General features: G+C 70.3%; 11 protein-coding genes. 6 read left to right on the forward strand and 5 right to left on the reverse strand.

The window, feature by feature from the left end; all coding sequences use genetic code 11:
* Positions 1-65: 65 nt before the first annotated feature.
* From GWK16_RS20225 to GWK16_RS20245, 5 genes are all read right to left on the reverse strand, one after another.
* Positions 66-1,043 carry a Bug family tripartite tricarboxylate transporter substrate binding protein gene (locus GWK16_RS20225; RefSeq protein WP_170055767.1) on the reverse strand — a complete coding sequence of 326 codons (978 nt, stop codon included), beginning with the start codon at positions 1,041-1,043 and terminating at the stop codon, positions 66-68.
* 94 nt (positions 1,044-1,137) lie between these two features.
* A complete protein-coding gene (locus GWK16_RS20230; protein WP_170055768.1) occupies positions 1,138-2,454 on the reverse strand; it encodes an NTP/NDP exchange transporter in 1,317 nt (438 codons plus the stop codon).
* On the reverse strand, positions 2,444-3,349 hold the full coding sequence (locus tag GWK16_RS20235) for an aldo/keto reductase (protein WP_170055769.1): 906 nt from the start codon (positions 3,347-3,349) through the stop codon (positions 2,444-2,446). Before GWK16_RS20235 ends, GWK16_RS20230 begins: the two co-directional genes overlap by 11 nt.
* Positions 3,350-3,474: 125 nt before the next feature.
* The gene (locus GWK16_RS20240) at positions 3,475-4,107 is read right to left on the reverse strand and encodes a flavin reductase family protein (RefSeq protein ID WP_170055770.1); all 633 of its coding nucleotides are present in this window, start codon (positions 4,105-4,107) and stop codon (positions 3,475-3,477) included.
* 23 nt (positions 4,108-4,130) lie between these two features.
* Complete coding sequence (locus GWK16_RS20245; RefSeq protein WP_170055771.1) at positions 4,131-5,108, reverse strand: 2-hydroxyacid dehydrogenase; 978 nt, start codon at positions 5,106-5,108, stop codon at positions 4,131-4,133.
* A 126-nt stretch (positions 5,109-5,234) separates the two neighbouring features.
* On the opposite strand from GWK16_RS20245, the gene GWK16_RS20250 reads away from it, so the two are divergent.
* From GWK16_RS20250 to GWK16_RS20275, 6 genes are all read left to right on the forward strand, one after another.
* Complete coding sequence (locus tag GWK16_RS20250) at positions 5,235-6,026, forward strand: SDR family oxidoreductase (protein WP_170055772.1); 792 nt, start codon at positions 5,235-5,237, stop codon at positions 6,024-6,026.
* 7 nt (positions 6,027-6,033) lie between these two features.
* Entirely contained in the window at positions 6,034-7,305 is a 1,272-nt protein-coding gene (locus tag GWK16_RS20255; RefSeq protein WP_248291512.1) for a Zn-dependent hydrolase, read from the forward strand.
* Positions 7,306-7,312: 7 nt separating this feature from the next.
* Positions 7,313-8,200: a LysR family transcriptional regulator gene (locus GWK16_RS20260; protein WP_170055773.1), complete on the forward strand. Its 888-nt coding sequence runs from the start codon at positions 7,313-7,315 to the stop codon at positions 8,198-8,200.
* 85 nt (positions 8,201-8,285) lie between these two features.
* On the forward strand, positions 8,286-9,083 hold the full coding sequence (locus tag GWK16_RS20265; protein WP_170055774.1) for a putative hydro-lyase: 798 nt from the start codon (positions 8,286-8,288) through the stop codon (positions 9,081-9,083).
* Between the two features lie 64 nt (positions 9,084-9,147).
* Entirely contained in the window at positions 9,148-11,223 is a 2,076-nt protein-coding gene (locus GWK16_RS20270; protein ID WP_211187596.1) for a hydantoinase/oxoprolinase family protein, read from the forward strand.
* On the forward strand, positions 11,223-12,896 hold the full coding sequence (locus GWK16_RS20275; protein WP_170055776.1) for a hydantoinase B/oxoprolinase family protein: 1,674 nt from the start codon (positions 11,223-11,225) through the stop codon (positions 12,894-12,896). Before GWK16_RS20270 ends, GWK16_RS20275 begins: the two co-directional genes overlap by 1 nt.
* Positions 12,897-12,947 lie beyond the last annotated feature (51 nt).

Genomic DNA, 12,947 nt, shown 5'->3' on the forward strand with positions numbered 1-12,947 from the left:
GACGTTGTTTCCCTTCCCGCCATCCATCCTGCCGCAACGGGACGAGGCCGCAAGGGCGCGCGGCGCTACTCCACGCTGACGCCCGCGCGGCGGACCACGGGCTCCCAACGCGCCGCGTCCTCGGCGACGAAGCGGCCGAAGGCGGCGGGGCTCGCGCTCGGCTCGACGTCGAGGCCGCCATCCTCGAGCTTCCGGCGGATCTCGGGGTCGGCGAGCGTCGCGGACAGCGCGGCGAACAGCCGCTCCACCCGGTCCGGCGGCGTGCCGCCGGTCGTGAACAGCGCGTACCAGGTTGCTGCCTGGATGTCGGGGAAGCCGGCCTCGCCGGTGGTCGGCACGTCGGGCAGCGCGGCATTGCGCCGCGACCCGGCGATGGCGAGCGCGCGCACCGTGCCCGCCTGGATCTGCGGCTGCATCGGCGCGAGCGCATTGGTGAAGACCTGGATGCGCCCCGCGACCACGTCGTTCATCGCCGGCCCGGTGCCGCGATAGGGCACGTGCTCCATCTCGACGCCGAGCACCTGGGTGATGAGCGCGCCCGCCGCATGCCCCGTGCTGCCGACCCCGGGGGAGGCATAGTTCAGCGGCGGATTGGCGGCGCGTGCGGCGGCCTGCAACTCGCGCAGGTTGGTCGCGCGCACCGAGGGATGCACCACGATGACGTTCGCGCCGCTGCCGATCATGCCGACCGGCGCGAAGGCCGTCGCCGGATCATAGGGCAGGCGCTTCCGCACGAGCTGGTTGATCGTGAGACTGCCCGACCCGCCGAGCAGCAGCGTGTAGCCGTCCGGCGTGGATTTCGCCACGACCTCGGCGCCGAGCGCGCCGCCGGCGCCGCCGCGATTCTCGATCACCACCGGCTGGCCGAGCCGATGCGACAACCCGTCGGAGACCAGCCGCCCGACGATGTCGTTGGTCCCGCCCGGCGGCCAGGGGATCACGAAACGCAGCGGGCGGTCCGGATAGGCCTGGGCGAGGGCCGGGGCGGGCAGCGCGGCGGCGAGCAGCAGCAGGCTGCGCCGGCTGGGCGCGAACTGGGTCATGGACAATCCTCTCCGGCGCGCGGCCTTGCCGGGCCGCGAATTTGCGACGCAGGCTGGCCCCGGCACGCCGGACTGTCCAGTGCGGCGGCCCGCGTCAGGCCGCGTCGCGTTCCATCCGCTGCTGCCGCCAGCCGAGCCACAGGCTCAGCGCCGCCCAGGCGATGCAGATCGGCACGGTCGCCGCCGCGATGCCGCTCAGGCTCAGCCCGAGGGCGATCAACCCGGCATAGGACCAGGCCGCGACCTGGTCGCCGCCGCGATAGACCACCGTGTCGATGAAGTTCTTGGCCTTGTAGCGGTCCTCGCGCGGGACCGCGGTGAACAGCACCTCCCGTGTTGGCCGGGCGAGGGCGAAATTGCTGACGCGACGGGCCACCTGCACCACCACGAAGACCGCGACGGTCGGCCAGGTCGACAACGCGGCGAAGCCGAAGACGGACAGCGCCGGCAGGATCGCGAGCATCACCGCGACCCCGAGCCAGGCTGTCAGCCGTCCGGTCAGGAACAACTGCAGGCCGAGCGTCAGCGTGTTCACCCAGAAGTCGATATTGGCGAAGAAGGCGGTGCGCGCCGCGCGGGTGGGGAAGTTCGCTTCCGCGATCGAGGCCTGCTGGAAGTAGAGCACCGTCGAGGTGATGGAATAGAGCAGGATGAAGGCCGCGATGCCGAGCAGGTAGGGCGAGCGCAGCGTATGCGTCAGCCCCGCGAAGATGCCGCCGCCGAGCGGCCGGCGCGGATCGTCGCCCTGCACCGAATGGCTGAAGGCGTCGGAGATGCGGGACAGGCGGCGCACCGCGAAGACCGCGACCTCGAGCAACAGGATCGAGGCGAGCAGCAGCCAGTTCTGCCCGACATGCTCGACGAGGCCCGAGGTCACGGCCGAGCCCGCGATGCCGCCGAGCGTCGCGCCGGCAGCGAGGAATCCGAACAGCCGCTTGCCCTGTTCCGCGTCGAACACGTCGACGATGAAGGACCAGAAGACCGAGACGACGAACAGGTTGAAGACCGAGGTCCAGATGAAGAAGGCCCGGCCGATCCAGACATGCTGCTCGGGCGTCGCCACCATCAGCAGCAGCATGAAGATCAGCAGGTTCAGCATGAAGAAGCGGTAGGCAATCGCGATGAAGGTCTCGCGCGGCCAGCGGCGGACGGCGTAGGCGAACAGCGGATTGACCGCGAGCATCGCGAGCAGCGTGCCGGTGAAGAGCCAGGGCAGGTTCCGCACCCCTCCCGCGACGCCGAGCTCGTCGCGGATCGGGCGCAGCACGTAGTAGGCGAGGAAGAGCGCGAAGACGTAGAGCCATGACCAGGCGAGGGCGCGCGCCTCCCCCGGACGGAGGTCGATCACCCGCCGCAGGAAGCCCTGGATCGCCCCGCCCGCCGGTATGGCGGCCGTGGCGTCAGAGGCCATCGATGAACTGCTCCATCCGCCGGCGCATCGCCGCATCCGGCATGCGGCCCCGCGCGGCGTTGAGGTTGTCGTCGACGTAGCGCGCCTGCGCCATGCCCGGCACCGCGCAGGTCACCGCGGGGTGGGAGACCAGGTATTTCAGCATGAACTGCGCCCAGGTCGTGACGTCGATCTCGGCGGCCCAGGCGGGCAGCGTCTTGCCCTCGGTCGCGCGGAACACGCTGCCGCGGCCGAAGGGCAGGTTGATGAAGACCGCCATGCCGCGCTCGGCGGCGAGCGGGATGATGCGCTCCGCGGCGTTGCGGTTGTCGAGCGCATAGTCGATCTGGATCGAATCCAGCGTCTCGCGCCGCATCATGGCCTCGAAGGCCTCGTACTGGCGGTCGAAGGAGGTGGTGGCGCCGATATAGCGGATGCGCCCGGCCTGCTTCAGTTCGCGCAGATAGGCGAGCTCATTGGTGATGTCGCGCAGGTTGTGCACGGCGATCAGGTCGATCCGCTCGGTGCGCAGCTTGCGGAAGGAGTCGGCGATCTGCGCGCGGCCCTGCTCGATGGTGTCGACGCCGACCTTGGTGCAGACGAACAGATCCCGGCGGATGCCGAGATTCGCCATGATGTCGCCCATGATCCCCTCGGCATTGCCGTAGGAGGGCGCGGTGTCGACCACGGTGCCGCCGAGTTCGTGGAAGCGGCGGAAGGTGTCGCGCAGAGGGGCCATGTCGGCCTCCGTCCGCGCTTCCTCGTAGCGGCGGGCGGAACCGAGGCCGATGATCGGGATGAGCTCCCCGGTGCTCGGGATCGGCTTCTTCAGCAGCGGTGCCTGCTGGCCCAAGGCGGGCTGCAGGGCGGCGCCGGCGGCAAGGCCGGCCAGAAGGGTACGGCGGCGCAGGGTCATGTCTCGTCCTCTCGGCTGGGCGGGGCAGGGACCTCGTCCGGCAGGCAGGTGCCGGCGCATCCGTAACGATTGTCACGGCGGGCCGGGCGAATTCAAGGGATCGCCCGGCCACTCTTGCAGGCCGTCTACTTCATGCGGGCTTCCCAGTCGGCCAGCGGGATGCGGTGGATCTCGATCCGGTCGGTGGTGCGCGCGTACCAGCCGCGTCCATGCATGCGGCCCACCAGGTCCAGCTTCGGCGTGTCGAGGTAGTACTTCGCAGCGTCCAGCACGCAGTCGTCGCGCACCTCCATCGCCACGACCTTGCCGAGCACGATGGTGTGCCCAAGGGTCGGGACGAACTGGAACACCTCGCATTCCAGCGCGACGGGGCTCTCGGCGATGCGCGGCACCCGCACCTTCGAGGACGGGGCGGTGGTCAGGCCGGCCTCCTCGATCTCGTTCACGCCCGGCGGGAAGTCGATGGCGGTGATGTTCATCTGCTCGGCGGTCGGCGCCGAGACCAGATTCACCACGAACTGGCCGGTCGCCTCGATATTGGCCAGCGTGTCCTTCGGGGAACCCTGCGGCCTCCTGGAGCAGCCGATGCCGACGACGACCGGGTTGTCCGAGAAGACGTTGAAGAAGGAATAGGGCGCGGCGTTCACGCGCCCCTCGCGGTCCTGGCTGACCACCCAGGCGACCGGGCGCGGCACGATCGCGGCGACGCAGAGCTTGTAGGCCTGGTCGTGCGGGATCTTCGTGAAGTCGAACTGCATGGCGGGGTCCTTGCGGTGGGAATTCAGGCGGCGCGGTAGGGCGGTTCCTGGCCCTTGATGAGCAGCGCCTCGAGGTTCTCGATGCAGCGCGCGCCCATGGCGTCGCGCGTCTCGATGGTGGCGGAACCGAGATGCGGCAGCAGCGCCACGTTCTCGAGGTCCATGTAGCCGGGATAGACCTTCGGCTCGCCGTCATAGACGTCGAGGCCCACGGCGCGCAGGTGCCCCGAGCGCAGGGCGGCGACCAGCGCCTCGTCGTCCACCGTGGTGCCGCGGCCGGTGTTCACCACGATGGCGCCGGGCTTCAGCTTCGCGATGCGCGCGGCGTCGAGCCATTTCCGCGTCTCGGCGCCGCCCGGGATGTGCATCGACAGCACGTCGATGGCGCCGAGGAAGCTGTCGTCGTTGTCGTGGTAGACCGCGCCCTGTTCGAGCTCCGGCGCGACGCGGCTGCGGTTGCGGTAGTGGATGGTCATGCGCATGCCGCGCGCCATCTGCGCGAGCTCCCGCCCGATACGGCCGAAGCCCAGGATGCCGAGCGTCTTGCCTTCCAGCGTCACGCCCATCAGCTGCGTCGGCGCCCAGCCGGTCCAGGCGCCGGCGCGGACCATGCGCTCGCCTTCGCCCGCGCGGCGCGCGGCCATCAGCATCAGGGTGAAGGCGATCTCGGCGGTCGCGAAGGACAGGACCTCGGGCGTGTTCGCCACCGCGATGCCGCGCGCCTTCGCCGCGGCAAGGTCGATATGGTCGGTGCCGACGCTGAAGGTCGCGAGGATGCGGACGGAGGGTGGCAGCGCCGCGATGGTCGCCGCGTTCAGCGCATCGCCGGCAGCGCAGAGGATGCCCGCGGCGCAGGTCGCGGTCGCGCGGCGGGCAATCTCGGCGCCGTCGCGGTACCAGGTCTCGTCGGCCGGGTTCAGCCGCGCGTCGAACATCGCGGCGAGCCGGTCCTGCACCCCTTCCGGCAGCTTCCGGGTGACGAGGACGACGGGCTTGGCCATGGGCTCTTCCTGCGGGATTCGTGGGACGGGGCCCGCACCATGGCGCGGGGCCGCCCGTCTTGCCAGGGGGCGGGGGAGGAGGCAGGGTCCGGCCGGGTCCAGGAACAGGACGAAGGGAACACGACTATGGATCTCGGTCTGAAGGGCAAGCGCGCACTGGTCATGGGCGGCGCCAAGGGTCTCGGGCGGTCGATCGCCGATGCGCTGGCGGCCGAGGGCACGGTGCTGACGATCAGCGGCCGCGACACCGCTGCGATGGACAAGGCCGCGGCCGACCTCAAGGCGCTCGGCGCGCCGGCGGTCACCGTCGTGCAGGCGGATGTGTCGAGCGGCGAGGAGATGGACAAGCTCGCCGACGCGGCCGTGAAGGCGATGGGCGGCGTCGACATCCTGGTGCTGAACCATGGCGGCCCGCCGGTGTGCACGGCGTCCGAGATGAAGGAAGCCGACCTCACGAAGTGGTTCCAGAACATCGTCGTCTCGCCGATCCGCATCACCATGAAGCTGATGCCGGCGATGCGGGCGCAGAAGTATGGCCGCGTGATCGTGGTCGGCTCCTCGGGCATGCAGCACCCGATCCCGACGCTCGCGCTGTCGAACACGCTGCGCGCCTCGATCTGGGCCTGGCTCAAGACGCTGGCGGCCGAGGTCGCGGCGGATGGCGTGACGATGAACATCCTCGCCCCGGGTTCGATCCGCACCGATCGCATCACCCAGACCGCCGCGGTGCGCGCCGAGAAGGCCGGCACGACGGTGGACGAGGAGATCGCCAAGGCCGGCAAGGAAGTCCCCGCAGGCCGCGTCGGCGAGCCCAAGGAATACGGCCCGATGGGCGCCTTCCTCGCGGGGACGACGGGGGCCTACATCACCGGCACGATGGTCCGCGTCGACGGCGGCCGCGTGCGGTCGATGCTCTGAGGGAGCCATGCCGATGCTGCCGAACCTGACCCCCGACATGGATCTCGCGGCCGAGCTCTTCGCGGGGCTCAGGGCCGGCAGCGCGGATGGCGAGGGCGTGACGCGCGAGGCCTATGGCCCCGGCGAGCGCATGGCCCATGCCCTGGTGCGTGCGGCGGCCGACCGCCTCGGCCTTGAAAGCACGGTCGACGTCGCGGGCAACCTCTACATGACGCTGCCCGGCACCGACCGGGCGGCGAAGCGGCTCGTCATCGGCAGCCATCTCGATTCCGTCCGCCAGGGCGGGAACTACGACGGCGCGGCGGGGGTGCTCTCGGGCCTCGCCGCCGTCGCCGGGATGAAGCGTGCGGGCTTCGTGCCGGGGCGCGACATCACCGTCATGGCGATCCGGGCCGAGGAGGCGGGCGCGTGGTTCCCGGTCTCCTATCCCGGCAGCCGCATGTCGCTCGGCCTGCTGAAGCCCGACGGGCTCGAGATCAAGCGGCAGGATTCCGGGCGCACGCTTGCCGACCACATGCGGGAAGAAGGCTTCGACCCCGATGCGGTGGCGCGCGGCGACCATGCGCTCGGCGCGCACAACGTCGCCGGCTACCTCGAACTGCACATCGAGCAGGGGCCGGTGCTGGACACCGAGCAGGTGCCGATCGGCATCGTCACCGGCATCCCCGGCAGCCGCCGCCTGCGCCAGGCGCGCGTCGTGGGCGAGTACAACCATTCCGGCGCGACGCCGCGGAAGTATCGCCGCGACGCAGCGGCGGCACTCGCCGAACTGGTCCACCGCATGGACGAGGAATGGTGCCGGCTCGATGCGATGGGCCATGTGCTGGTCTGCACCTTCTGCACCATGGCGACCACCGCCGAGGCCGGCTTCACCAAGATCGCCGGCGAGGCGGAATTCTCGCTCGATGTCCGCAGCGTCAGCCCGCACGCCTGCGACCTGATGTTCGAGGCGATGCACCGCTTCATGGCCGACATCGAGGCCCGCCGCGGCGTGCGCTTCGAGCGCGGCCCCGAAACCGGCAGCCGCGCGGCCATCATGGATCCCGGCATCCGCGCCGGGCTTGCACGCGCGGCCGATGCGCTCGGCATCGCGCATCTCGACATGGCCTCGGGCGCCGGCCACGACGCGGCCGCCTTCGCCGAGGCGAAGATCCCGTCGAGCATGCTCTTCGTCCGCAACCAGAACGGCAGCCATAACCCGCATGAGGACATGCGGATGGAAGACTTCGCGGCGGCCTGCGCCGTGGTGCAGCGCTGGGCGGCGGAGGCGTCGCAGTAGGAGGCGTATGCGCGACCTCCGCTCGCTCGAGACCGTCATCTGGGTCGTCCGCCTCGGCGGCTTCCGCGCCGCCGCGGCGCGGCTGAACACCAGCCAGTCGGCGGTCTCCGCCCGCGTCGCGCAGCTCGAACAGGAACTCGGCATCCGCATCTTCCAGCGCGGCGCGCGCGTCACCCTGACCGCCGAGGGCAGCGCCCTGCTGCGCTACGCCGAGCAGATGGTCGACCTGCGCGAGGAGATGCTGCGCGCCATCGCCGATCCGGCGGCGATGCGCGGCCTGCTGCGCATCGGCATCTCGGAGACGCTCGCCCACACCCTGCTGCCGCGCCTGGTGCAGCGGATCGGCGCGGCGCATCCCGGCATCGTGCTCGACATGGTGGTCGATATCACCCCGACGCTGCGTCAGAGCCTGGCCGCGGGGCATATCGACATCGCCATGCTGGCCGGCACGGTGGACGATCCGCGGGCGGTGAACCAGCCGCTCTGCGCCTATCCGCTCGGCTGGCTGGCGAGCCCGTCCCTCGGCCTGCCGGACCGACCGCTGCGTCTTTCGGAGCTGACCCGCTGGCCGATCCTGAGCTTCTCCCACGACACGGAGGTCTCGGCGGCGCTGCGCGGCCTGTTTGCCGATGCCGGCGTGCCGGGTGTGCGGCTGTGGGGCAGCACCTCGATCGCGACCATGGCGGAGCTCGCCCGCGCCGGGGTCTGCATCAGCGTCGTCCAACTGGTCGCCGCGGAACGGGACCTGGCCGAGGGCCGACTGCGACGGCTGGAGGTCGAGGACGTCGCGCTGCCGGATGTCGGCTTCCACGTGGCCTATATCCGCAAGCCCGACAGCCATGTCGCGGCCACCATCGCCGCGCTGGCCCGGGACCTGGCCGGCGCCCCCGACTGATTATTTCGATCACCCCGATCCAGATTTCGCGTTCGACAGGCACCGCGCACGGGGCTGGAATGCCGGCCCGACCGAGGAGGCTTCCATGGATCACGCGCCATCGCAGCATGAGACCGGCTGGGACGTCCGCCAGCGCATCCGCCGCGGCGCCTGGACGCAGCCCACCCAGGGCATGGCGCCGGGCTATGTCCAGGCGAACCTCGCCATCCTGCCCCGCGACCTGGCGGCGGATTTCCAGCGCTTCTGCATGCTGAACCCCAGGCCGTGCCCGCTGCTCGCGACCTCCGAGCCCGGCGACCCCTCCCTGCCGACCTTGGGCAAGGACATCGACATCCGCACCGATATCGGCACCTACCGCGTCTGGCGCGACGGCGTGATGACCGAGGAAGTGCACGACATCGCCCATCTCTGGCGGGACGACCTGGTGGCCTTCCTGCTCGGCTGCTCCCATTCCTTCGAGGAGGCGCTGCTGGCCGATGGCCTGCGCCTGCGCCATTTCGACGAAGGCAAGGCCGTCCCGGTCTACACCACGAACGTCCCGACCACCCCGGCCGGGCCGTTCCATGGCCCGCTGGTCGTCTCCATGCGCCCCTTCCGGCCGGCCGAGGCGATCCGGGCCATCCAGATCACCTCCCGCTTCCCCTCGGTGCACGGGGCGCCGGTGCATATCGGCAAGCCCGAGATGATCGGCATCCATGACCTCGCGAAGGTCGATGCCGGCGGCGTGGTGAGCGTCGCCGAGGACGAATTGCCGCTGTTCTGGGCCTGCGGGGTCACGCCCCAGGCGGTCGTCGCCGCCAGCAAGCCGCCCTTCTGCATCACCCACGCCCCCGGCTGCATGCTGGTGACCGACCTGCTGAATTCGCGTCTCGCGGTCTTCTGAACCCCTCTGGCGCGCGCTATGCATGGCGCGCGCACTCCCTGCCTCAGGAATCATGACCTCCGACATGGCCAAAGCACGCCTCGCCGTCGACATCGGCGGCACATTCACCGACCTCGCCATCGAGAAGGGCGAGCAGCGCTGGACCACCAAGGTGCTCACCACGCCCGCCGCGCCCGAGAAAGGCGTGCTGGAGGGCGTGACCCAGGTGCTCGCGAAGGCCGGCATGGAAGCGGGCGACCTCGACCTGCTCATCCACGGCACCACGCTTGCGACCAATGCGATCATCGAGCGCAAGGGCGCGAGGACCGCGCTGCTGACGACCGAGGGTTTCCGCGACGTTCTCGCGTTGGCCAATGAGGCACGCTACGACCAGTACGACCTCAACATCGACCTCCCGCAGCCGCTGGTGCGCCGCCGCTGGCGCGTGTCCGTGCCCGAGCGCCTGGACAACACCGGCAAGGTGCTGCTCCCGCTCGATGAGGCGGCGGTCCGCCAGCAGGTCACGTTCCTCAAGGGCGAGGGCATCGAGAGCCTCGCCATCGGCTTCCTCCATGCCTTCGTGAACCCGGTGCACGAGATGCGCGCCGCCGAGATCGTCCAGGAGATGTGGCCGGGCATGAAGGTCTCGCTGTCGAGCGAGGTCTCGCCCGAGATGCGCGAATGGGAGCGCTTCTCCACCACCGTCGCGAATGCCTATGTCCAGCCGCTGATGGCGTCCTATCTCGGGCGCCTCGAAGTCGGGCTGCGCGCCGCAGGGGTGACCTGCCCGCTCTTCCTCATGCTCTCGGGCGGCGGCCTGACGACCATCGAGACGGCGTCCCGCTTCCCGATCCGCCTCGTGGAATCGGGGCCGGCGGGCGGGGCGATCTTCTCCGCCCACGTCGCGAAGCAGCGCGGCTTCGACAAGGTGCTGTCCTTCGACATGGGCGGCACCACGGCGAAGGTCTGCCTGATCGACGGGTTCCGCCCGCAGGCGTCCCGCACCTTCGAGGTCGCGCGTGTCGGCCGCTTCAAGAAGGGCTCCGGCCTGCCGCTGCGCATCCCCGTCATCGAGATGGTGGAGATCGGCGCGGGCGGCGGGTCCATCGCCCAGGTCGATAGCATGGGCCGAATCCAGGTCGGTCCTGAATCCGCCGGCGCCGATCCCGGCCCGGCCTGCTACGGCCGCGGCGGCACGCATCCGGCGGTCACCGACGCGAACCTCTCGCTCGGCCGCTACGAGCCCTCGCTGTTCGCCGGCGGCTCGCTGCCGCTGAAGCCCGAATTGTCGCTCGCCGCGCTCGCCGAGCATGTCGGCGGCAAGCTCGCGCTCTCCGCCGAGATGGCCGGCCTCGGCGTCGTCGAGATGGTCGACGAGAACATGGCGAACGCCGCCCGCGTCCACGCCATCGAAAGCGGCAAGGGCTATGAAGGCCGCTTCGTCATCGCCTTCGGCGGCGGCGGTCCGGTGCACGGCTACCGGGTCTGCGAGAAGATCGGCGTGAAGCGCATGCTGGTGCCCTCCGGCGCCGGCGTCGGTTCGGCCATCGGCTTCCTGCGCGCGCCCGTGGCCTATGAGGTGGTGAAGTCGCTCTACCAGCGCTTCGGCACCTTCGACCTCGCCGCGGTGAACGGGCTGCTGTCGTCCATGTCGGCCGAGGCGACGAAGGTCGTCTCCGAAGGCGCCTTCGGCGCGGCCGTCGAGGAAACGCGCATCGCCTACATGCGCTACGTCGGCCAGGGTCACGAGATCGCGGTGCACATCCCGCCGCGCGCGCTGACCGCGGCCGATGTCGCCGCGATCCGCGCCGACTACGACGCCGAATACACCCGCTTCTACGACCGCCCGGTGCCCGGTTCGGACGTGGAGATCCTGTCCTTCGCCGTCACCGTCCGCACCGTGGAAGCGCATGTGGAACCGGTCGCGCCCGTGCCCGACGCCCCGGCGCCGACGCCGATCCGCACTCAGATGGTGCGCGACACGGCGACCGGCGAAGTGGCCGAATGGCCCGTCTATGACCGCGAACACATGAACCCCGGTGCCGCGATCCACGGCCCCGCCATCGTGGCGGAGGCGGAGACCAGCACCCTGATCGGCCCCTCCTGGACCTGCCGGATGGATGGGCTCGGTTACCTCGACCTGACGCAGGAGGCCGCGTGATGAGCAAGGAAACGGGCGCGCTCGCGCAGATCCAGCGCCAGATCCAGTGGAATCGCCTGATCGCGGTGGTCGAGGAACAGGCGCAGACCATGATCCGCACCGCCTTCAGCACCACGGTGCGCGAGGCGGGCGACCTGTCGGCCGGCATCTTCGACCTCGAGGGCCGCATGCTGGCGCAGGCCGTGACCGGCACGCCGGGCCATGTGAACTCCATGGCGGAATCGGTCGGGCACTTCCTCAGGAAGTTCCCGGCGCACACGATGCAGCTGGGCGACCACTACATCACCAACGATCCCTGGCTCGCGACCGGGCACCTGCATGACCTCACGGTCGTCACGCCGGCCTTCCGCAACGGGAAGATCGTCGGGCTGTTCGCCAATACGGCGCACATCATCGACATCGGTGGCCTCGGCATGGGCCCCGAGGGGCGGAGCGTCTTCGAGGAAGGCCTCTACATCCCGATCGTGAAGTGCTTCGACCGCAACGTCCCGAACGAGACCTTCTTCGACTTCATCCGCGCGGGATCCCGCACGCCGGTGGAGCTGGAAGGCGACATCTACTCGCTGTGCGCCTGCAACGACGCCGGCGCGAAGCGGCTCGTCGAGATGATGGACGAGTTCGCGATGGACAGCCTCGACGAGCTCGCCGGCTACATCTTCGAGGCGAGCACCCGCGCGACGCTGGCCGAGATCGCCAAGATCCCGCGCGGCACCTATCGTTCGGAAATCAAGTCCGACGGGTATGAGGCGCCGGTCACGCTCAAGGCGGCGATGACGATCCACGACGACCGGATCGTGGTGGATTTCGCCGGCACCTCGGGCCTGTCGAACCGCGGCATCAACGTCCCGCCCGCCTATTGCCGCGCCTATTCCTGCTTCGGCATCAAGGTGGTGGTGGCGCCGGAAGTGCCCAACAACTGGGCCTCCCTGCTGCCCTTCCAGATGGACATCCCGGAAGGGTGCATCCTCAACGCCCCGCATCCCTATCCGGTCTCGGTGCGCCATGTCGTCGGGCAGCTGCTGCCCGACCTGATGATGGGCTGCCTGCACCAGGCGGTGCCGCAGCGGGTCAACGCGGAAGGCTCCTCGGCGCTGTGGAATCCGCCGCTGCGCGGTGGTTCCCAGGTCTCGGGCCAGGCTGCCGAGACCGAGGATTTCGAGATCATCACCTTCAATTCCGGCGGCACCGGCGCGCGGCCGGGCAAGGACGGGCTTGACGGTACGGCCTTCCCCTCGGGCGTGCGGACCATGCCGGTCGAGGCGACCGAGAACGTCGCCCCGGTCATCTTCTGGCAGAAGCAGTTGCGTCCGGATTCCGCGGGTCCCGGCCGCACCCGCGGCGGCTTCGGCCAGGTGATGGAGATCGGCGCCAAGGGCGATGCCGAATTCGCCGTGAACGCCATCTTCGACCGCGTCGCCAACCCGCCAAAGGGGCGCGAGGGCGGCGGCGAGGGCGCGGCAGGCTGGGTGGGCCTGAACGACCCAAACGGCACCGTGCTCCGCACCAAGGGCTTCCAGGTCATCCCCAAGGGCCGGCGCCTCCTGCTGAAGCTGCCGGGCGGCGGCGGCATGGGCGATCCGAAGGACCGCGACCCCGCCCTGGTGCAGCGCGACGTCGAGGACGGGCTCGTCAGCCCCGAGGCGGCGCGCCGGGTCTACGGCCGCAAGAACTGACCCCGCGGGCGGCCCGCCCGCCCTGGCAACGACGCGCGCCCCTGGTCATGA

This window comes from Neoroseomonas marina, from assembly GCF_012927745.1.
GTDB lineage: Bacteria > Pseudomonadota > Alphaproteobacteria > Acetobacterales > Acetobacteraceae > Neoroseomonas > Neoroseomonas marina.